Annotated in this window: 18 protein-coding genes; 10 read left to right on the forward strand and 8 right to left on the reverse strand. The window is 44.4% G+C overall.

Features of this window, described 5'->3' with window-relative positions:
• Positions 1-55: 55 nt before the first annotated feature.
• Positions 56-1,393, reverse strand: a complete 1,338-nt coding sequence (gene purB / locus QQL36_RS24530; protein WP_083723096.1) for an adenylosuccinate lyase — start codon at positions 1,391-1,393, stop codon at positions 56-58.
• Between the two features lie 94 nt (positions 1,394-1,487).
• Between purB and QQL36_RS24535 the strand changes: the two genes are divergently transcribed.
• Both QQL36_RS24535 and QQL36_RS24540 read left to right on the forward strand, forming a co-directional pair.
• A complete protein-coding gene (locus QQL36_RS24535; RefSeq protein ID WP_321567105.1) occupies positions 1,488-2,228 on the forward strand; it encodes a menaquinone biosynthesis protein in 741 nt (246 codons plus the stop codon).
• A 254-nt stretch (positions 2,229-2,482) separates the two neighbouring features.
• Positions 2,483-3,148 (forward strand): NADPH-dependent F420 reductase, encoded by a 666-nt coding sequence (locus tag QQL36_RS24540; RefSeq protein WP_083723098.1) that lies wholly within the window; start codon positions 2,483-2,485, stop codon positions 3,146-3,148.
• A 40-nt stretch (positions 3,149-3,188) separates the two neighbouring features.
• Here QQL36_RS24540 and QQL36_RS24545 read toward each other — a convergent pair whose 3' ends face one another.
• A complete protein-coding gene (locus QQL36_RS24545; protein ID WP_083723099.1) occupies positions 3,189-4,823 on the reverse strand; it encodes a M1 family metallopeptidase in 1,635 nt (544 codons plus the stop codon).
• A 45-nt stretch (positions 4,824-4,868) separates the two neighbouring features.
• On the opposite strand from QQL36_RS24545, the gene QQL36_RS24550 reads away from it, so the two are divergent.
• The 3 genes from QQL36_RS24550 (at position 4,869) to QQL36_RS24560 (ending at position 10,088) form a co-directional block, all read left to right on the forward strand.
• A complete protein-coding gene (locus QQL36_RS24550; RefSeq protein ID WP_321567106.1) occupies positions 4,869-6,473 on the forward strand; it encodes an ABC transporter substrate-binding protein in 1,605 nt (534 codons plus the stop codon).
• Positions 6,474-6,657: 184 nt separating this feature from the next.
• A complete protein-coding gene (locus tag QQL36_RS24555) occupies positions 6,658-7,425 on the forward strand; it encodes an acyl-CoA desaturase (RefSeq protein WP_083723101.1) in 768 nt (255 codons plus the stop codon).
• Between the two features lie 218 nt (positions 7,426-7,643).
• Positions 7,644-10,088 (forward strand): ABC transporter permease, encoded by a 2,445-nt coding sequence (locus tag QQL36_RS24560; RefSeq protein WP_321567107.1) that lies wholly within the window; start codon positions 7,644-7,646, stop codon positions 10,086-10,088.
• Positions 10,089-10,312: 224 nt separating this feature from the next.
• On the opposite strand, the gene QQL36_RS24565 is transcribed toward QQL36_RS24560, so the two are convergent.
• The 4 genes from QQL36_RS24565 to QQL36_RS24580 are packed head-to-tail and all read right to left on the reverse strand — an operon-like array spanning position 10,313 to position 13,882.
• Entirely contained in the window at positions 10,313-10,903 is a 591-nt protein-coding gene (locus QQL36_RS24565; RefSeq protein ID WP_321567108.1) for an HAD family hydrolase, read from the reverse strand.
• Complete coding sequence (locus tag QQL36_RS24570) at positions 10,903-11,634, reverse strand: SDR family oxidoreductase (protein WP_083723104.1); 732 nt, start codon at positions 11,632-11,634, stop codon at positions 10,903-10,905. The genes QQL36_RS24565 and QQL36_RS24570 overlap by 1 nt, the downstream gene beginning before the upstream one ends.
• 32 nt (positions 11,635-11,666) lie before the next feature.
• Positions 11,667-12,995, reverse strand: a complete 1,329-nt coding sequence (locus QQL36_RS24575; protein WP_321567109.1) for an FAD-binding oxidoreductase — start codon at positions 12,993-12,995, stop codon at positions 11,667-11,669.
• On the reverse strand, positions 12,995-13,882 hold the full coding sequence (locus QQL36_RS24580) for a decaprenyl-phosphate phosphoribosyltransferase (protein WP_083723106.1): 888 nt from the start codon (positions 13,880-13,882) through the stop codon (positions 12,995-12,997). Before QQL36_RS24580 ends, QQL36_RS24575 begins: the two co-directional genes overlap by 1 nt.
• A gap of 139 nt (positions 13,883-14,021) precedes the next feature.
• Between QQL36_RS24580 and QQL36_RS24585 the strand changes: the two genes are divergently transcribed.
• The 3 genes from QQL36_RS24585 to QQL36_RS24595 all read left to right on the forward strand — a co-directional run bounded on the left by QQL36_RS24585 (position 14,022) and on the right by QQL36_RS24595 (position 17,863).
• Complete coding sequence (locus tag QQL36_RS24585; protein ID WP_321567110.1) at positions 14,022-15,713, forward strand: hypothetical protein; 1,692 nt, start codon at positions 14,022-14,024, stop codon at positions 15,711-15,713.
• A gap of 157 nt (positions 15,714-15,870) precedes the next feature.
• The gene (locus QQL36_RS24590) at positions 15,871-17,130 is read left to right on the forward strand and encodes a putative DNA modification/repair radical SAM protein (RefSeq protein WP_321567111.1); all 1,260 of its coding nucleotides are present in this window, start codon (positions 15,871-15,873) and stop codon (positions 17,128-17,130) included.
• A 1-nt stretch (position 17,131) separates the two neighbouring features.
• Positions 17,132-17,863: a TIGR03915 family putative DNA repair protein gene (locus QQL36_RS24595; RefSeq protein WP_321567112.1), complete on the forward strand. Its 732-nt coding sequence runs from the start codon at positions 17,132-17,134 to the stop codon at positions 17,861-17,863.
• A gap of 260 nt (positions 17,864-18,123) precedes the next feature.
• On the opposite strand, the gene QQL36_RS24600 is transcribed toward QQL36_RS24595, so the two are convergent.
• Both QQL36_RS24600 and QQL36_RS24605 read right to left on the reverse strand, forming a co-directional pair.
• Positions 18,124-19,329, reverse strand: a complete 1,206-nt coding sequence (locus QQL36_RS24600; protein ID WP_321567113.1) for a DUF763 domain-containing protein — start codon at positions 19,327-19,329, stop codon at positions 18,124-18,126.
• A 3-nt stretch (positions 19,330-19,332) separates the two neighbouring features.
• Complete coding sequence (locus QQL36_RS24605; RefSeq protein WP_321567114.1) at positions 19,333-20,001, reverse strand: MgtC/SapB family protein; 669 nt, start codon at positions 19,999-20,001, stop codon at positions 19,333-19,335.
• Positions 20,002-20,096: 95 nt separating this feature from the next.
• Here QQL36_RS24605 and QQL36_RS24610 point away from each other — a divergent pair, with 95 nt between their 5' ends.
• Both QQL36_RS24610 and QQL36_RS24615 read left to right on the forward strand, forming a co-directional pair.
• The gene (locus QQL36_RS24610; RefSeq protein ID WP_083723112.1) at positions 20,097-20,351 is read left to right on the forward strand and encodes a hypothetical protein; all 255 of its coding nucleotides are present in this window, start codon (positions 20,097-20,099) and stop codon (positions 20,349-20,351) included.
• A gap of 79 nt (positions 20,352-20,430) precedes the next feature.
• Positions 20,431-20,667 carry a hypothetical protein gene (locus QQL36_RS24615; RefSeq protein ID WP_083723113.1) on the forward strand — a complete coding sequence of 79 codons (237 nt, stop codon included), beginning with the start codon at positions 20,431-20,433 and terminating at the stop codon, positions 20,665-20,667.
• Positions 20,668-20,711 lie beyond the last annotated feature (44 nt).

Consider the following 20,711-nt stretch of genomic DNA (forward strand, 5'->3'; position numbering starts at 1 on the left):
TTTCTTTTGGCTTTGGCAAAAGAAATTTGTGGTCGGGCGGTTGGCCTGCGGCCGGCTACCAAATGCCGGTGTAATTGTGAGGCGTGATAGCCTTTAATTCTTTCTTTAGGCTTGCGCTTATTTTCAGCCCATCGATAAATTTATGCATCGTCTTCTGTGTGATCTGTTCACCACCACGCGTCAACGCTTTCAGTGCTTCGTAAGGCTGAGGATAATTTTCCCTGCGCAGTACTGTCTGAATAGCTTCAGCTACTACGGCCCAGTTATTTTCCAGATCATCGTGCAGTTTCGCTTCGTTCAGGATCAGCTTTTCCATGCCTTTTGCGAGGGACTTCAATGCGAGGATAGAGTGGCTGAAAGGCACACCTACATTCCTCAATACGGTAGAGTCAGTGAGGTCACGTTGTAAACGTGAAATAGGCAGTTTTGCACTCAGGTGCTCAAACAGCGCATTTGCCAGACCCAGGTTACCTTCTGCATTTTCGAAATCGATCGGATTTACTTTGTGCGGCATGGCAGAAGAGCCTACTTCATTCGCCTTGATCTTCTGTTTGAAATAATCCATAGAGATATACTGCCAGATATCGCGGCTGAAATCTATGAGGATAGTATTGATACGTTTTAAGGTATCGAATTGCGCAGCAATGTTGTCATAATGTTCGATCTGGGTCGTGTACTTCATACGCTGTAAGCCCAGGGTATTGTTCACGAACTTGTCACCGAACTTTTCCCAGTTGATCTTAGGGAATGCTACGTGGTGTGCATTAAAGTTGCCGGTAGCACCGCCGAATTTAGCTGCAAAAGGAATATCTCCCAGCAGTTTTATCTGACCTTCCAGTCTTTCAGCAAATACCAGGATCTCTTTACCCAGGATGGTCGGAGATGCGGGTTGGCCATGTGTACGTGCCAGCATGGGGATCCTGATCCATTGTTTGCCGAACTTTTTCAGCTGCAGAACCAGGTTAGCGATAGCTGGCATATATACATGTTCAATTGCTTCCTTCCAGAACAGGGGGGTAGCGGTGTTGTTGACATCCTGGGATGTCAGACCGAAGTGTACCCACTCCAGTTTATCTTCCAGGCCTAAGCCTTTCAGCTCGTTTTTAACGAAGTATTCTACAGCTTTTACATCATGATTCGTCACTTTCTCCGTTTCCTTGATCAGCTGGGCATTTTCTACCGTAAATTCCTGATAGATCTTACGCAGGGCCCCTACCTGGTTTTTGGGGAGGGTGAATAACTTCTGTTCGCCGAGGGCGATGAAGTATTCAATCTCTACCAATACGCGGTAGCGGATGAGTGCAAATTCAGAAAAATAAGGGGCCAGTTCTTCCAGTTGCTTGCGATAACGCCCATCCAGCGGGGAAATGGCGGTCAATGATTGTAATTGCATACTATAATTTTATTGTTTAGTAATAGGTGGTTTTCACCCATTACAGGATACATATAGCTAAAATGTCCTAATTTAGCCGGCAAAATTACTGAAATTGGAACGGAAAGTAAAAGTAGCGGCAGTAAGTTATTTGAATACCAAGCCATTATTATTTGGATTTAGGAATCATCCGGTGATGGACATGATGGAGTTGAGTGTGGATTATCCGGCTAAGATAGGCCAGCAGCTTATAGATGGGGTTGTAGACGTTGGACTTGTACCAGTGGCAGTGATACCGAAGATGAAGGAGTACCACATTATTTCAGATTATTGTATTGGAGCGGAAGGGCCGGTTGCATCGGTGTGTTTGTTCTCGGATGTTCCTTTGCATGACATTAAGCGGATTTATCTGGACTATCAGAGCCGGTCTTCAGTGGCATTGTTGAAATTGCTGGTGAGGGATTACTGGAAGCTGGATGTGGAGTTTATTCCTACTACAGGTGATTATGAAGGGAATATCAAAGGAACGGATGCTGGTTTAGTGATTGGGGACAGGGCGTTTTTACAGCGTAAGGTGTCTCCTTATATTTATGACCTGGCGGAGCATTGGATCAGGTATACGAGTTTGCCGATGGTGTTTGCGGCGTGGATTAGTAATAAGCCATTGCCAATAGAGTTTATTCAGCAGTTTAATAATGCGAATGGGATAGGGATTAGTAATATTCCGGCGGTAGTGGCGGAGAATCCTTATGGGGAGTATGATCTGACGACTTATTATGTGAAGAATCTGAGTTTTCCTTTGACGCCTTCGAAGCGACAGGGGTTGAATAAGTTTATAGGGTATTTGCAGCAATAAGAGATTTGAAATAGCAAAACGAAAACGCTTTTACCTTTGGTAGAAGCGTTTTCGTTTTTGGGCGGGGCCTGCGGTTGGCAGGGGGAAACGTTAATGATGGCAAGGGGGGCGGGTTGGTGTAGGAATACGTTAATGATAGCAAGGTGCCGGGTCTGGTTTAGCAATACGTTAATGATAACAAGGTGCCCTGCGGCCAGCAGGGACGGGAAATCCAATTATTTTCATTAAATTAGTTACCCACAAATAACGGAAGCATGAAAATAGGTATCCTGGGCAGCGGCCCCGTCGGCCTTACACTAAGTGAAGGCCTGGTCAGGGCAGGACATGAAGTGATCCTTGGCACCCGTAATCCTTCCAAAGAATCCCTGCAACAATGGATACGAAAAATTGGCAATAATGTGATTGCTGCTCCTTTTCGGGAAGCAGCGGCTCAGGGAGAACTACTCGTCATCTGTACCAGCTGGGCAGGTACCCAAAAAGCCATTGAGGCGGCCGGGTTATGGAATTTCAAAAACAAAGTTGTAGTGGATGTGACGAACCCGCTGGATGGGAAAGGCCCCGATCAGCAGGGGAGGCTGAGTTTTTCTATCGGGCATACCAGCTCTGCGGGGGAGCAGCTGCAAGCGTGGTTGCCACCGGATGCACATGTGGTGAAGGCATTGAGTTGTATCGGGCATGAATCAATGTTCCGGCCACAACATGAGCAGGATGCACCTACCATGTTTATTTGTGGAAATAAACGACAGGCGAAGACGACAGTAACTGAGTTATTACAGCAAATGGGGTGGATTGATATTGTGGATATGGGTAGTATTGAAATGAGCAGGAATATTGAGCCGCTGAGTATTTTGTGGTATGCCTATGGGTTTAGAACAGGGACCTGGCAGCATGGGTTCAGGTTGGTGAAAAGGCCCTCCTGATTGGAAGGCCCTTTATAAACTTATAAACTTTTAAATCAGTTTAGATCTGCTTAACATGTATGTAAAAATTCGGATCTACCTTAAAGTCCTTTTTATTCGACATGGTAAACTGCGTTGATTGCCAATGCTTACCCGGATAAATAAACTGATACCCTCTATCATTCAGTGTCACCTTCACCGGCATATTGAAATTCTCCACATCCGTCACCCACCTGAACTGCAACTCATTCCCATTAAAATGATATTCCAGCGTAGGAATCGTAGTATGCATCAGGTATTGTTCAAACACCTTTGTAAAGTTCATCTGTGTACGGAAATTCAGGTAGTCAAGAATATCCTTCGTCGTCACTGTCTGATGCCAGAACGCCTGGTTCATTCCTCTCAACACATCCCTGAATACATTGTCGTTGTTCACTATCTGGCGAATGGTATGGACCATATTCCCCCCTTTATAATACATATCCCCACTACCTTCCGCATTCACCCCATATGGCGCAATGATTGGCTCATCATTCCTGATATTCTGCCGTACACCTGTAATATATTCGAAAGCCGCCTTTCTACCGAACTCACATTCAGTATATAATGTCTCTGAATAGTTCGTGAATGCCTCATGGATCCACATATCTGCAATGTCCTTGCTGGTAATGTTGTTTCCAAACCACTCGTGGCCACTCTCATGTACGATGATAAAGTCCCACTTCAAACCCCAGCCGCTGCCGGACAGGTCACGACCTTTATACCCCCAGCCGAAGCCATTACCATAGGCCACACCACTCTGGTGCTCCATGCCTAAATGCGGCGCTTCGATCAGCTTATAGCTATCCTGGTAGAAAGGATATTTACCAAACCAATACTCGAAGCATTGCAGCATTTTCTTCACTTCTTCAAAGTGAATGGTAGCTGTATCTACATTATAATCCAGTACCCAATAGCTCAGGTCCAGTTTACCGCCCTCACCATTGTAGGTATCTTTGATCTCTTTATAGTTGCCGATGTTCAGCGCTACATCATAGTTATTTATCGGGTTGGCCACATACCATATATAGGTATCGGTACCATCTTTATTAGATACTTTTTTCTTCAGACGGCCATTTGACACATCTACAAGGAAGTTCGGCACAGTCACGGCAATCGTCATATCATTCGGTTCATCTGACTGGGTATCCTTGTTAGGCCACCACACGCTTGCACCAGTTCCCTGGCAGGCAGTGGCGATCCATGGACGGCCATCTTTGTCTTTGCGCCAGATGATACCGCCATCCCATGGTGGATTTACAGCAGTCTTAGGACGGCCATGGAAAAAGATCGTTATCTTCTTCGTACTTCCCTTTGGTTGCTGTGCCAGTGTACGCACCATCACCGCATCGCCATCACGCTCGTACGCCAGCTTCTGTTTATCCTGCATGACACTGTCTACTTCCATAGGCAACTGCAGATCTATCTGCATAATGCTATCCGGTTTATTTATAAAGTAGGTAATGATATTATAGCCTCCCAGGGTACTATCTTGTGCGTTTAGCGCCACATGAAGATCGTAGTTCTGAACATCCCACCATTCCCTGGCAGGGGTGATTGAACCACGGAGTGTATCCGCATGGGTGAAGGTCCGCTCCTGGGCGCTAACCGAGAAGGCTGTAGTTATGACCAATAAAAGCAACAGTAAGCCACGCATAGAAATTGATATTTTTATAACGGAAAGATATTAATTTTCAGTTTAATGAGCATACAACGTTTTTTAATAATATGGGCAACTGTATTCCTTTTGAGTAGTTGTCAGACCAAACAGGCTGATAAACGGCAGGTATTCCGGTACAATGTGGTAGACGGTATTGCCACCCTCGATCCGGCATTTGCGAAGAACCAGTCTATCATCTGGGCGGTCAAACAATTATATAATACCCTGGTGGAACCGGATCAGCAATTGCAGATCAGGCCTTCGCTGGCACAAAGCTGGGAAGTATCACCAGATGCAAAGGTGTATACCTTTCACCTGCGCACGGATGTATTCTTTCATGATAATGATGTATTCCCCGGTGGCAAAGGACGGAAGATGATAGCCAGCGATGTGGTGTATAGCTTACATCGTATTATGGACCCGGCTACCGCCTCTGCAGGGGCCTGGATCTTTAATGGCAAAGTCGATAAAGACAAAGGCTTTGAAGCCCTGGATGACTCTACCTTCAGACTCACTTTATTGCAACCGTTTCATCCTGTGTTGGGTATTCTAAGTATGCAATATTGCTCTGTTATTCCCCATGAAATCGTTGAGAAGTATGGTAAGGATTTCAGAAAACATCCCTGTGGTACAGGGCCGTTTCAATTTGATTACTGGGAAGAAGGACAGGCATTGGTATTACATAAGTTTCCGCATTATTTTGAAAAAGGACTTCCTTATTTAGATGCCGTGAAGATGAGTTTCCTCGATAACAAGGCTACCGAATTCCTGTTATTCCGACAGGGGCAACTGGATTTTATGAATGATATCGATGCTTCTTTTAAAGATGAGGTACTGAATAAGAAGGGAGAGTTAAAAAAGGAGTGGGCCGGAAAGATGATCCTGGATAAGACGCCGCAACTGAATGTAGAATACTTTGGGTTCCTGTTGGATAGTACCAAAATCCGTCAATCGCCTACGCGGTTAAAAAATATCCGCCTCGCCATCAATTATGGTTTTGACAGGGCGAAGATGATCACTTATCTCCGCAATGGTATTGGTACGCCTGCCAATGCAGGATTTATCCCCCAGGGCTTACCTTCATTTGATACAAGTAAAGTAAAAGGATATAATTTTAATCCTGCGAAAGCCAGACAGTTTTTAAAAGAAGCTGGATACCCGGAGGGCAAGGGATTGCCGCCGATCAAGCTATTGTCCATTCCTGTTTATGAAGATTATGCCAACTATGTAGCGAACCAGCTGCAGCAAATAGGTATTACCGTACAGGTAGAGGTATTACAAAAAGCATTGTTGCTGGAGCAAACTGCTAAGTCGGATGCGCTATTCTTCAGAGGTAGCTGGATGGGAGACTATGCAGATGCGGAGAACTACCTTGCCGTGTTTTACAGCAAAAACCCGGCGCCACCGAACTATACGAGATATAAAAACCCAGCGTACGATAAACTCTATGAAGCCGCCTTGCAGGAGAATAATGATAGCGTGCGGTACAGCCTTTATAACCAGATGGATAGGATGATAGTGGCAGATGCGCCTGTTGTGCCATTGTTTTATGATGAGGTTATTCACCTGATTCAGCCAAATGTGGAGGGGATGGAAACTAACGGGTTAAATCAGCTGGAATTACGGAAGGTGAGGATAAAGAAATAACGAACTGAGCCAACTCAAATTGCCCGACGTGCCTCTTAAATAGTAAATTTTAACATTTTTTTGAGCCTTATGTATGGCCGAATAACCAACTATTGTAAACTATCTATATGGTTATTACGTAATTAATGATAGTATTTATTTTATCTTCGGCCCCTTATTGATCAAAAAAAATTAAAAAGAGTTAATGACGGCGATATTGATATTTTTCTTCGCGCACTGGTTCCTGTCGCTTTTCTTCCATACCTTTTTCCTGCACAGGTATGCATCCCACCAGATGTATACGACCAGCAAGTTCTGGGAAAAAGTATTCTATTTTTCTACCTGGTTTTTCCAGGGAAGTTCTTATCTGGTACCCCGTGCGTATGGTGTGATGCACAGAATGCATCATGAGTTTAGTGATACGGAGGAAGATCCACATTCACCACACTTCTTCAAAGATGTATGGGCTATGATGGTTCACACACGTGAAATGTATAATGATTTTCTGAAGGGAAAGCGGGTGGCTAGTGAAGAGTTTACCAAAGATCCGCTGCCTGTGTGGAATGCGATGGATAAATTCGGGGATAATAATATTACCCGTTTAGCCTGGATGGGTATATATATTGGTTATTATGTAGCGTTTGCACCCAGTTTCTGGTGGTATTTGTTACTGCCTATTCACTTCCTGATGGGTCCTGTACAGGGCGCGGTAGTGAACTGGTGTGGTCATAAATATGGTTATCACAGTTTTGATAATGGGGATCATTCAAGGAACACTTCTCCATGGGGGATCCTGTTGTTAGGTGAGTTGTTCCAGAATAACCACCATAAGTATAAGGATAGTCCGAACTTTGCAAAGAAGTGGTTTGAGTTGGATCCAACTTATCCGGTGATGAGATTGATGCATTTGGTTGGGATTATAAAGATCAAACCCAGAGTAGCTAAGGTAGTGAGTATGAAAGCTGCGGCTTAATTAGATAAAAAGCAAACAAAAAGCGCTTTTGCCTCTGGCAAAAGCGCTTTTTGTTTGGGGGTAAGGCCTGCCGGTGGCTGGAAGGCGTTCATTAGCGAACACGGGTTGTTACGTTTATGAACAAAAGGGGCATTGATTTTTGGTGTAATTATTTGATTATGAATACCATTAGTTTTTGACCTGCTTTTTGTATTCAACAACCTCTATATTCCATTATCATGAATACCCATCTCAAATTATCCTTCCGAGCACTCTGGGCAAAGAAGTCATTCTCCCTCCTTAACATATTAGGGCTGGCCATCGGCATCGGCGCCAGCTTACTGATCTTTCTCGTGATCCGTAACGAGATGAGCTATGACAACTATCAATCAAAAAGAAACCGCATTTACCGCGTAGTCAGTACCGAACGGAAATTCAGTAATGACGAGATCACGTCGAAATATACCATGGTCGCCATGCCATTGCCTGATGCTTTCAGACAGGAATTTCCACAAATGGAAACAGTGGGTAGAATGCACACGATTGGCGGCGCACAGATATATATACCCGGCAAAAACGGGGCAGAAGAAATGCGGGTAAAAGAAGTGAGTCGTGGCCAATACTTCGTTGAACCTCAACTATTTGACATCTTCGATGTAAAATGGATCATAGGCAATGCGGCAGAAATGAAAATGCCCAATACCGCAGTGATCAGTGAAAGCAGGGCAATAGCCTATTTTGGCAGTGCACAGGCAGCGATGGACAAGACCATTCAATTATGGTCATATAGAGTTCCCCTGAGAGTAACGGGTGTATTCAAAGATTTACCCAAAAACACAGATGTTCCTTTTGAACTCGCAGCTTCCTTCGAAACGCTCCTGAGTTTAGGGAATGGTAGTTTGCGCGAAAAGGCGAAAGATAACTGGTCTCATTTGATCGGTGGCTCCCAGTGTTTTGTGGTGTTAAAACCCGGAACTGATCCTAAAAGTATTGCATCTCAATTTCCCCGTTTCGTTACCACCCATTATAAGGAACAGGAGAAAAAACAATATACATATACACAACTCTTTTTGCAGCCGCTGACTACCATGCACATGGATCCGGAATATGACCTGCCTTATACCAACAGGATCGCTCCCCGTGAAATGTGGTCACTGGCATTGATTGGGGTTTTCCTGCTGCTGGTAGCCTGTATCAATTTTATCAACCTCGCCACCGCCCAGTCAGTGAACAGAGCGAAAGAAGTAGGGGTACGTAAAGCTTTGGGAAGCAATCGGGTGCAATTGTTGAGACAATTTCTGTTTGAAACAGGGCTTATCACTTTGCTGGCCTTGATCATAGGTACAGTCATGGCTGTAGTGTCCCTGCCGTCTATGAGTCATATACTGGGAAAACCAATTGTACTGAACGGATCCAGTCTGCCTGTTATTATCGTGTTTTTAATACTAACAGGTGTCATAGTTACCTTTCTGGCCGGATTTTATCCCGGGTTGGTTTTGTCAGGTTTTAACCCCGTTATGGCACTAAAAAGCAGGATCAGGGCACAGCAAAAAGGCGGTGTATCTCTGCGCAGAGGTCTGGTGATCTTTCAGTTTGTCATTGCACAATTATTAGTGATCGGTACCATCGTTGTCGTAAAGCAAATGCAATATTTTAGAAACCAGTCTATGGGATTCAGGAAGGAAGCAGTGCTTATGATCGATCTGCCAAGTGATAGCGCATTGAAATTAAAATATCGTTATCTCGAAGACAGGTTTGCAGCATTGCCGGGTGTAAAATCAGTGACACTATGTAATAACGCACCCTCTACCAGGTCAGGATATTATACCAGCATACAGTATGATACCAGGGCTGAAAAGGAAAATTTCAGTGTAAAACAGTTAATGTGTGACTCCGGTTATTATAAAACTTTTGATTTGAAACTGGCGGCAGGCAGGTATATATTTGGGAATGATAGTATGCGGGAGGCGCTGGTGAACGAAACACTGGTGAAGAAACTGGGCTTGAAATCAAATGAAGAGATCATTGGCAAGATGATCACCATCGGAGAAAAAACGATACCAGTGGTGGGGGTGTTGAAAGACTATCACAACAATCCGCTGGATGAGCAGATATGGCCTTCGGTCGTAACTTCAGAATTTAATGCTTACGCTGCCATCGTTGTGAGCATTGATCCGCAACGGGTGATGACCACCGCCGATCAAATCAGAAAGACGTTTACAGCAGTATATCCTACCTATTTATATGACTATGCTTTTATGGATGACCAGATTGCACAGTTCTATGAATCTGCTGCCGTTGTGGAGCAATTGTTTAAAGTCTTTGCCTTCCTGGCGATCCTGATTTCCTGTTTGGGATTATATGGTTTAGTGTCTTTTATGGCGGTGCAAAAGAACAAAGAAGTGGGCATCAGGAAAGTGTTAGGCGCCTCTGTTCAAAGCATATTGTATTTATTTTCAAAGGAATTCACCATCTTAATTGGAGTAGCGTTTCTAGTGGCAGCGCCTTTGGGGTATTTCTTTATGAACAACTGGCTACAGGGGTATTATTATCATATCGAATTGGGCTGGGGGGTATTTGTACTTGCCATAGTTCTATCTATTGTGATTGCCTGGATCACGGTGGGGTATAAAGCGATCAAAGCTGCATTGGCAAATCCGATTAATAGTCTCAGGAGTGAATAAAAAAGGGGGGGATGTATCATAAGTTACAGGAAGGCCATGAGAATTGCATGTACGAAAATTCTCTACATCCGGTATCCGAATGAAACATTCATGAAAGAGGGAATTCACCAACAGGCATGAAAACCATTTTCAAAGAAAGGGGACGTCCAGAAGACGCCCCCTTTATAAAATTAGAACTTCCCGGGAGTAGCTAACATGTAGAATTTTCCTAAATCAGCCAGCATTTAAAACTTTCTGAAATATCCATACTTCGCCATTTCCAACATCGGTTTATCTCCATTCGTATCTCCATAGGCATAAATATCATCATATCCATTCAGGTCAAATGTCTGCTTAATCCGTTCCACCTTTTCAGGGCCATTGCAATTCAACCCTTGTATCTTTCCGGTAATCAATGCATTGCGCACTTCTAACCTGGTACCGATACAAACAATTCCCAGACTGCTACACCATGGTTCCACCCATTCTTCTGCCGAAGCTGTCACAACTGCAACCTGATGTCCTTGTAACAGGTGCTGTCGAATCGCCTGCAGGGCATTTTCCTTCACCAGCTCAGGCAATTTTTCTGCACAAAACGCTGCACATTTATCCCGAAAAGTATCTATCTGTGTTCCTCCAAAGAAAAACCGAAATACCATTTCCTTCATTCGTTGAGTGGAAATCAGGTTCATCTTAAAAGCCACTAAGGCAGGGGAGAGCAGGGCCATTCCAATATTCAAAACAGCACTACCTTTATGAAAACGGATGATCTCAAAGAGCGTATCCTTTGTTGTGATCGTCCCATCAAAATCAAAAAATGCGATGGATGGCTTCATTATAATTTTAGTTTTTTGAAAATGCCTTCCGGTATCGACTTGATGATGAGCATGATATATCGCCAGAACCACTTTGTGTAAAGAACATTTTTCTTTTTGACAGCGGCCTTATATACATCTTTTGCCACAGCTTGTGGCTGTGCCGTCAGCAATGGCGGCATCTTCAGGTGTTCCGTCATACGGGTATACACGAAACCCGGTTTTACAGTCAGTACGTGCACGCCCTTGTGAAAGAGCCGGTTGCGCAAGCCACTGAGGTAAGTTGTGAAACCAGCTTTGGAACTACCATATATATAATTGCTCTGACGACCACGTTCGCCTGCTACAGAACTGATACCCACGATGGTACCCGTACCTTTTGCAGCATAATCGTCCGCCACTATATTTAAGATAGACACCGCTCCGGTGAAATTGGTATGAATAATACGGGCAGCTTCTGACCAGTTGGATTGTGCCTTTTCCTGTTCGCCAAGGTAGCCAAACACGCAGATTGTGATATCTGGTTTAACGGGCAGCCCTGCATAAAAAGCAGCATGACTATCAAAATCCGTCGCATCGAATGCAAAGCTTTCGGCCTTGATATGATAGCGAATTTGTAGATCCTGTTGTAACGGGTAGAGGGAATCAACGTTTCGGGCGGCCAGCTGGAGATCATATTTCCCGCCGGCATAGTGTCTGGCAATAGCTACGGCCATGTCAGACCCCGCGCCCAATATGAGTGCAGTAGGCATATTCTAATGTTCGGTTAAGACGGTGAAATTAATCAATTGATACCCAGTCGTTCAGACTGTACAGAATGGAAGATATTATCACCATTATAAGCTTTTACAATTTCTGCAAATCGCTGTGCATTGGGATAACTCTGCCAGAATACTTCTTTCTTCATCCGGGCATCTTTGGAAAGGTACAACCTTCCACCGTATTGGAGTACCACAGCATCCAGTTCATCCAGGAATGCAAAGAGTCCTTTGCGCACCGGGAAGTCCAGCGCCAGGGTATACCCTTGTCTTGGAAATGAGATCAGGTCGTCCTGGTGACCAAATACTTTCAGTACCGCCAGGAAAGAACCCAATCCTGCATCGCTGATGCGCTTCAGGATTTCCACGAGACCTTCCTTCTTATCCAATGGCAGCACGAACTGGTATTGTACAAATCCAGCTTTGCCATAACCACGGTTCCAGTGCAAAATTGCATCCAGCGGGTAGAAGAATGGTTCGTAAGGGATCACATTGTTAATCTCCCTTTTGGTATTCTTTGCATAATACAACCAGTTGAAGGCCTTCACCGTCAATGTGTTAAGGGCAAATGATGGGAAATTGAACGGAACTGACAGCGGGCGTTTCTCAGGCAGGTTCAAAGGGGCTGGCTGTTGCTGGGCATTCAGTTCCTCCTTTGTAGCATGTTCACCTACGATGAGTATACCACGGCCAAAACTATCGCCTTTCTGCAGGCAATCGATCCAGGCCATGCTGTAGGTATACTGATTATATTCTTCAAAGAGGCGGATCAATTCGTCCAGATTTTTGGCTTTGATCTGCTTCTGTTTGATATACGCAGTTTCAACTTTCTTGAGGCCGAACTTCACACGGGTAATAATGCCGGTTAGTCCCATACCACCGCAGGTAGCCCAGAACAGGTCGGGCAATTTGTCCTTCGAGCAGGTAAGGGTTTCCTTTTTACCAGTGATAACGTCCATATCGATGATGTGGTTCGAGAACGAGCCTTCCGCATGATGGTTCTTACCATGAACATCGGAAGCTACAGCACCACCTACGGTAATAAACTTTGTACCGGGTGTGACAGGGAGGAACCAGCCTTCAGGCACTACGATCCGGAGGATCTGGTCTAAAGTGATACCCGACTGGCATTCAAAGACGCCGGTCTCAGTATCGAACTGCAACACCTTGTCAAACTTAAGAGTGGAAATACTATTAGTAGCCAGCGAGGCGTCACCATAGCAGCGGCCGTTGCCGCGGGCAATGATGGAAGAATGTGAGGAAATCATGTCCTCAACCTGATCTACCTGCGTAAATGTTGTCTCATCGCAGGAGATGATGGGGTAGTTGCCCCAGTTTGCTAACCGTTTTTCCATTACTCAAAAAAACTTTTGTTAGTGGGTAAATAAATAAGCACATAAAAACTCAGCACCCACAGGAGTATGGTTAATTGTATGAAACGGTCTTTGTATAGGATTTTGGTAGGAGAACCTGTATTGTTCTCTACATATGTTATTTGCAAATATCGTAATAATCCGCCAATTACGAACAGGCAGGTATAGTAAAGACGGTATGTCTTGAAGCGGATCATGGTTTCTGGTGCCATGGTATACATGAGGTAAGCCACTATGATCACGGCCGAAACCAGTGCCAGCATGACGTTCATGAAGTCCAGGTTGTAACCGGCGGCGGCTTTTCGCATTTCCTGGCCAGTGCTGGTTTTGATCAGCACATCGTCGCGGCGTTTGGCTACGGCCATAAAAAGTGCCAGCAGGAATACCATTATCATGAGCCATTCAGATACCGCTACATTGGCAGCCACCCCGCCTGCCTTGACACGCAATACAAAGCCGATGGATAGTATCAGGATGTCGAGGATACTGATGTTTTTTAATCCGAAGGAGTATAGCAGGTTGATAATGAAGTAAATACCTGTTACAAACAGGAATTTGGGTTTCACATACCACGCTAATAAACCTCCTATCAGCAGGCAAAGTACAAAGAATACGAGCGCCATTGGTTTGGAGACAGCACCTGATGCAATAGGGCGTTTGCACTTAACAGGATGGCGACGATCGGCCTCCACATCATTATAATCATTGATAATGTAAATACTACTGGCGATGAGACTAAATGCAAAGAAACCGAGGAGTACTTCGACAACTTTGGCATAGTCGAAAATTTCGCCAGCAAAGAAAAGGGGTATGTATAAAAACAGATTTTTTGCCCAATGGGAGGGTCTTAATAATTTTAAATATTGCACGGGGATAAGTTCTTAATAACCGTGCCAATATACGATGGTTTATGGAACAACTGCGTGAAAAAAAGCAATTTTACGGTTAATTCTCCTATTTTTGGTCCGTTCAATACAATTTTACACTCGTTTTTATCCCCGTTTTTGTATGCCGTCAACTTATGCTCCGTTCAGCCGAAAGAGCGCTTTTGTTACAGAAATTGTAATCATTATCGGCGTGGCGTTGTTCCCCCTTTTCGTTCCCTTACCATACAGGGTCAATATCTTTTTGTCCTGGGAAGGGGCTTATCGTATTTCCCAGGGTCAGGTACCTTATCGTGATTTTGGGTTGCCATTAGGGTATGGTTTCTGGATTGTACCTGCATTGTTTTTTAAAATCTTTGGGCCGCAACTGGTGACTTTGGTGAAGGCGCAGGTGTTTATGAACATTCTGGCAGGGATCTCTTTCAGGTCTATCCTGAAAAGTCTGGATGTAAAACCGGTGATAAGGATCCTTTCTGTGTTGTTGTTTGTCCTGTCGTATTCTTTCTTCAATTTCTGGCCATGGTACAACCAGACGGTGATTGTGTATGAGTTGGTCGGACTGGCGTTTTTGTTCCGTTTCCTGATGGGACCACAGGGCCGGGTTAAGTTCCTGCATCTTTTTTTAGCCGCCCTGTTCACCTTCCTGTCCTTCTTTACCAAACAGGATGGCGGTGGTCTGGCATTGTTGCTGTCGCTGGCGTTGTTGACCTATAATAGCTTAAATCAGAAGCGCTTATGGGATGTACCTTTATATGTTGCTTTCTATGGTATAGTAGCTGCGATCTTTATTGGTCCGTTTATTCACTATGGATTTGGATACTGGTTTAACCACGGACAGGCGCCGCATAATAGTCGTTTGTCATTGTATGATATTGTGTCAGAAGTGTTGTACCAGTCACAATGGATTAAGTTCTATATCGTGATGATGGTGATCGTGTTGCTGCCTGCGTTTAAACAATTCAAAGCTTACTGGCAGGATAGACAGGCAATGCTGTTTACGCTGTTAACTTTAGGTATACTGGCAGAATCGGCTATCTTTCAGGTAACTAGCTACACCCCGCCTGATAATAATATCTTCTTCCATGCATTCGCATTTGCATTTATTGCGTCCCGCTTAGTGGATCAGTTGCACATTGACCTGAGTAGAAAACCGGCATTTGCAGGTGCGGCATTACTTGTGTTGCTATGGTGGTCAGGTACCTTCTGGAAATATATGGATAAGGTAACGAGCCGGTTGTTACCACATGATGAATCGGTGAATAAACTACCGGCGTTACATGCGGATACCTCTTTTGCCGCATTTGAGCCAATGGTGAGTAAAACGGGGGAGAATGTGGTGTCTCGTAACAACTATATGATCGAATGGGATACGACAGATGTTCCGACTTCCAAATGGGTATTCTCTGATCTGAAAGCGTTTAAAGGAATTTATATGCCGCCACAAACGGTGGAGGGCATGCGGAAACTGATGGATATGCCTGTGGTGAAGAATAATAAAGGACATCTTAAAGTATTGAACATGACTGAGTTAACTCCGTTGGCCGCAGAAATGCCTTATACCCCGGAAACGGGTAGCGATAGTCCGCTCTGGTATCATTTGGGTGTAGGGATGTTCAATAAACAGCTGAGTGTGTTTACCCAAAAGGTGAGGAACCAGTATTATGATGTGGTGTTGTATGAATATGCGCCGGAGAATAATAACTTCTTCCCGTTTGCTTTGCGGTATGAGCTGGAGGCGCACTATAAGAAAGCGGATGTGTTTTTGGCGCCGAGAAGGCCAACGCATGCCATTATAGAGGTGTATGTGAAAGAGTAACAATGATTAAATGAATTTTGAAGAGCTTGTATCCGGTGGATGCAGGCTCTTTCTTTGAAAATGGTTTTCATTATCCGTTGGTGAATTCCCTCTTTCTTGAATGTTTTATTAGGTTGAAATGCTAAATATTTTAGTATTTTTGGCTAAAGTGATTGTCATGCAGGAAAGAGTTCATGAAAAACTATCCATACTGGCGGACGCTGCCAAATACGATGTGAGTTGTGCAAGCAGTGGCAGCGACCGGAAAAATACAAACAAGGGGCTTGGCAATACCCATCCAGGTATGGGTATTTGCCATTCTTATACACCCGATGGGCGATGTATCTCTCTCTTAAAGATCCTGTTAACCAATTACTGCATTTACGATTGTGCTTATTGCGTATCCCGCAAGAGCAACGATATCAAAAGGGCGGCCTTTACTGTACAGGAGGTCGTGGATCTGACGATCAATTTTTACCGAAGGAATTATATAGAAGGGCTTTTCCTCAGCTCGGGGATATTTAAAAACCCGGATTATACAATGGAACGTATGGTGAGGATTGCCAAGGACCTGAGAACCATACACAAGTTCAATGGCTACATCCATCTCAAAGCCATTCCCGGTGCCAGCGATGAACTGATGAAGGAAGCAGGTATGTATGCTGACCGGTTGAGTGTCAACCTGGAACTACCTACTGAGGAAGGACTAAAATTATTAGCACCTGAGAAGAAGCGGGCTGATATGATCCAGCCCATGAACTTTCTCAAAAATGAAATTATCCGGCTGGATGATGAACGCAAGGTGCTAAAAAAGGTACCCACATTTGTACCCGCGGGCCAAAGCACACAGGTCATAGTGGGAGCAGGGAAGGAAACGGATAAGGATATCGTACACCTGGCCTCCCGGTTTTACCAGCAGTTTAAGTTGAAGCGGGTGTATTATTCCGGTTATGTACCCATCAGTAACGATGCCCGCTTACCAGGTTTACAAAGTCAGGTACCCATGATGAGAGAGAACCGGTTATACCAGGCGGACTGGTTAATGCGGTTTTATGGGTTCAATGCACATGAGTTACTAAATGACGCTAATCCTCACCTTGATACTGAGATAGACCCGAAATTATCCTGGGCATTGCGGAACATGCACTTTTTCCCGATAGATATCAATACGGCCGATAAAATGCTGATCGCCAGAATTCCGGGCATCGGAATGAACAGCGTGAACAAGATCATCGCAGCCCGTACTTTTAGTGCGCTGGGGTGGGACCAGTTACAGCAAATGGGGGTTCAATTAAACCGTGCTAAGTACTTCATTACGTGCAAGAAAGGTGCGATGGAGAAGAAGGATTATACTTCCGGACAGATCAGGCGACAGATCTTACATCAGTCACATAGCAAGTACCTAAAACTACATACTCCTCAACTTTCTTTATTCTGATATGGAGATTTATCTATATGATGGTTCGTTTGAAGGGTTCTTAACGGCCGTGTTCGATAGTTATAAAAAACAGGGGGTGATCAGGAAGGAAAATGCCTTCGTTCCGGACATGTTTGCTACCACAATTTCAGTGCAAACCGACCTGGAAAAGGCAGATCGGGTCTGGATGGGTCTTAGCAAAAAACTATCAGCAGATGGGTTACATCAGTTTTTCGCTGCTTTTCTCTCAGAAATAGATGTTATTGAAGATCAATTGTTAAACTATGCGCGTTATATATTTGAAAATCAGTTTACTATAGAGCATGATTTCGGTAATGCTTTTGTGCTGTTTGTTGCCCAGACGGCTCGCAAGGTGCATAGAGAGAAGCATCGAATGGAGGCTTTTGTACGGTTTCAATTGACGAAAGATGGTATTTATTTCAGCCTGGTTGCCCCGGACTATAATGTGCTTCCTTTAATCATCCGGCACTTTAAAGAGCGATATGCAGATCAGTGTTGGATGATTTATGACAGGGTGAGGAACTATGGAATTTATTATGATTTGGAGAAGGTGGATACTATTTGGATGGAGATGGATAAACAGGAGGGGATTTGGGATCCGAATGAAAATGACTACCAGGCATTGTGGCAAACTTATTATAAAGGGGCGAATATCGCGGGTAGGGTAAACAGGAAATTGCAGTTACAGCATATGCCTAAAAGGTATTGGAAGTATTTGCCGGAATTGCGGTAAATCGCTTTTCATTTATTTAAGGGTTGGGTAGCTTCTGTATTTATTATGACTTATCAATAGGCTGAATGTTGCCCATTTCCCTTAATCAACTAATCAAATAAACTCAACTGGTTGTTATTAAGACTATGCCCATTTCCCTTAATCAACTAATCAAATAGACTCAACTGGTTGTTATTATGACTATGCCCATTTCCCTTAATCAACTAATCAAATAGACTCAACTGGTTGTTGTTATGACTATGCCCATTTTCCTTAATCAACTAATCAAATAAACTCAGCTGGTTGTTTTTTTGGGGCGGTTTCTCCTTCCCAAATATCGTTCTCCCTCCATGTCTCCATGAATCTTTCCGCTCCCGCTCAACCACCTCATCAAACCGCTCGTTCGGTATAAAATCCTTTTCCAATTGTTGTGACAACACCGACAACTTCCTGATCGCATCCTGCTTATCATTCTGCCCAATTTTCGCCTTATTCACTGCCTCCCGCATCACACTGATCGTTTCATCATACACATTCACCGGCACCGGAAACGGATGTCCATCCTTTCCACCATGTGCAAATGAAAACCTGGCCGGGTCGGTAAACCTGGAAGGGGTACCATGTATCACCTCACTTACCAAAGTCAGCGATTGCAATGTTCTCGGACCCACACCTTCCATTAGTAACAGCGTCTCAAAATCCATCACCTGTCTTTCATGGGCCACCGCCAGCACGGCACCTAACCTTTTCAAATCCACATTCTCCGCCCGCACATCATGGTGCGAAGGCATGGTGAGCTTCCGGATCTCCGGCAATAGCTGTTCAGGTGAAGCCTTCACCAGTTCAATGAGCCCCTCCTTCGTCGGCATAGCCGCCTTGTCAGTCAGGTTCAAAATCAGTCCCTGGTTCTTACCATATATAAAGGAATGCGGTGTCTCTGTAAAATTGCGCACCGTTGCCGAATGCCAGTGGTACCTACGCGCCATGCCATTTCCATCATTCATGCCTTGCTGTACCACTGCCCAATCTCCTTCACTGGAAACAATAAAGGAGTGGAGATATAACTGAAAGCCGTCCTGCATGGCTGTATTATCTACCTTAGCCGCCAGCTTACTATGTCTTACCAATTCATGGCCCGGTAACCCGGTTTTGTCTGCAATGATGAGCAACTCCTGCGGTGTGGCCCGGGAATGCTTTCCTTTACCACCACAGATATATATACCCAGTTCATGCGCTTTAGGGTTTAATGCCTTTTTCAAAGCCCCCATCACAGAAGTCGTGATCCCCGAAGAATGCCAGTCCATTCCCAATACACATCCCAATGCCTGAAACCAGCAGGGATCGCTCAATCGTCTCAATACCTCCGCCTTACCATAGTCAGCGACAATAGTTTCAATAATAGCCCCACCCAGCAGGCTCATTCTGGCCGCCAGCCAGGGTGGTACTGACCCATAATGTAATGGAAGATCCGCATACGCACGTGACATAGTCTACAATGGATTTATTTGCATTTCGAATTGACAAATGTCGGGATTATTCTGAAGGTAATGACTCATTTCTTTCATATCCGCCGGGTTGCCTTTGATTTCAAACCGGTTTTCAACGATGTTTTGATTACGAGACACCATCAAATGGCTGTGGATCACATTAAAACGCTTAAAAATGGACGGGAAATCAAGGTCCTTCGTCTGAGAAACATCAAAGGAGATGGACACCATTTTCTTCTGCCTGATCTTTGAAATCCTCCTTTCAATCACTTTCAAACCCTGCAGGACGATCAGCACCAATATGAGTGCAATTGTCACCAACGTATAGTGACCCATGCCCACCCCAATTCCCAGTGCGGCTGCTATCCAAATGGTAGCAGCGGTCGTAATACCATCAATACTGTAAGTGCCTTTGAAAATAACCCCCGCACCGATAAAACCCACACCTGTGAGAATATTGGAAGCCACCCGATCCGGACTTCCCGGCATTCCCAATTCCACCGAAAGAATGGTGAACAGGGTACTACCCACACAAATCAACGTGAGTGTGCGCATCCCCGCCGCCTTGTGATGAAATTCCCGCTCCATACCCAAAAGGGCTCCTGTGACACAGGAAACTACTACTTTGAGTATAGTAGGCAACTCAATTAATTGAAATAAAACGTTTTCCATAACCTGTGCTAATTAATGAGGTGCGCGTTGGCACAATTATTTCGAATAAAAGGAGTATTCAACATTATTTGTTCATCCTGACAATCTGGTTAATCATGAAAATGCAAAAAAAAGACCTGGGCACACAAGCGATCAATTTCCGTCTCGCAGTTTGTAAAGTTTGTATAACCGCCTGTTTTGCTATAGCGTTCAGTCTCTTTCTCTTTGCGTGTGAAAGCGGCAAAGGTACGGGGTCTAATGATAGCAGCGCAACTTCTGTAAGTAATGATACGACTACCACTACACCAATAGATACAGCGACTATGCCAGTTGATTCATCCGCACATCCCGATTCAACAATGAATCACTAAGCTGATGCGTTTACGCTACTAATTGTGGAAAATAATTCCTTCGAAAATATTGATATTCTTTATAATATAAAATAATTGTATGAAAAAGGTATATATTATTTTAATAGCCGGAGGTGCATTCATTGCATCGTGTGGAAATGGTAAAAACTCCGGTACTGATTCTACTACAACAACTGTAGATACTTCGATGACCGGTATCAACCCTGATACGATCCCGGCGGCAGATGTGCCGGCAGGCGCGCCAAATCCGGGAGAGGATTCATCCCGCTATGGCACCGGTACACAGGACAGCTCTAGAAACAGAAGGCCCCAGTAAGTAAATGATAAATGACGGAACCCTCCGTCATTTATTTTTTTATA

Source organism: Chitinophaga sp. LS1 (assembly GCF_034274695.1).
Taxonomy (GTDB): domain Bacteria; phylum Bacteroidota; class Bacteroidia; order Chitinophagales; family Chitinophagaceae; genus Chitinophaga.

Bases quoted from the DNA above. Each gene is read 5' to 3' on its own strand.
- purB (WP_083723096.1), bottom strand. From the start codon at position 1,393: ATGCAATTACAATCATTGACCGCCATTTCCCCGCTGGATGGGCGTTAT.
- QQL36_RS24540 (WP_083723098.1), top strand. From the start codon at position 2,483: ATGAAAATAGGTATCCTGGGCAGCGGCCCCGTCGGCCTTACACTAAGT.
- QQL36_RS24545 (WP_083723099.1), bottom strand. From the start codon at position 4,823: ATGCGTGGCTTACTGTTGCTTTTATTGGTCATAACTACAGCCTTCTCG.
- QQL36_RS24550 (WP_321567106.1), top strand. From the start codon at position 4,869: ATGAGCATACAACGTTTTTTAATAATATGGGCAACTGTATTCCTTTTG.
- QQL36_RS24555 (WP_083723101.1), top strand. From the start codon at position 6,658: ATGACGGCGATATTGATATTTTTCTTCGCGCACTGGTTCCTGTCGCTT.
- QQL36_RS24560 (WP_321567107.1), top strand. From the start codon at position 7,644: ATGAATACCCATCTCAAATTATCCTTCCGAGCACTCTGGGCAAAGAAG.
- QQL36_RS24565 (WP_321567108.1), bottom strand. From the start codon at position 10,903: ATGAAGCCATCCATCGCATTTTTTGATTTTGATGGGACGATCACAACA.
- QQL36_RS24570 (WP_083723104.1), bottom strand. From the start codon at position 11,634: ATGCCTACTGCACTCATATTGGGCGCGGGGTCTGACATGGCCGTAGCT.
- QQL36_RS24575 (WP_321567109.1), bottom strand. From the start codon at position 12,995: ATGGAAAAACGGTTAGCAAACTGGGGCAACTACCCCATCATCTCCTGC.
- QQL36_RS24585 (WP_321567110.1), top strand. From the start codon at position 14,022: ATGCCGTCAACTTATGCTCCGTTCAGCCGAAAGAGCGCTTTTGTTACA.
- QQL36_RS24590 (WP_321567111.1), top strand. From the start codon at position 15,871: ATGCAGGAAAGAGTTCATGAAAAACTATCCATACTGGCGGACGCTGCC.
- QQL36_RS24595 (WP_321567112.1), top strand. From the start codon at position 17,132: ATGGAGATTTATCTATATGATGGTTCGTTTGAAGGGTTCTTAACGGCC.
- QQL36_RS24600 (WP_321567113.1), bottom strand. From the start codon at position 19,329: ATGTCACGTGCGTATGCGGATCTTCCATTACATTATGGGTCAGTACCA.
- QQL36_RS24605 (WP_321567114.1), bottom strand. From the start codon at position 20,001: ATGGAAAACGTTTTATTTCAATTAATTGAGTTGCCTACTATACTCAAA.
- QQL36_RS24610 (WP_083723112.1), top strand. From the start codon at position 20,097: ATGAAAATGCAAAAAAAAGACCTGGGCACACAAGCGATCAATTTCCGT.
- QQL36_RS24615 (WP_083723113.1), top strand. From the start codon at position 20,431: ATGAAAAAGGTATATATTATTTTAATAGCCGGAGGTGCATTCATTGCA.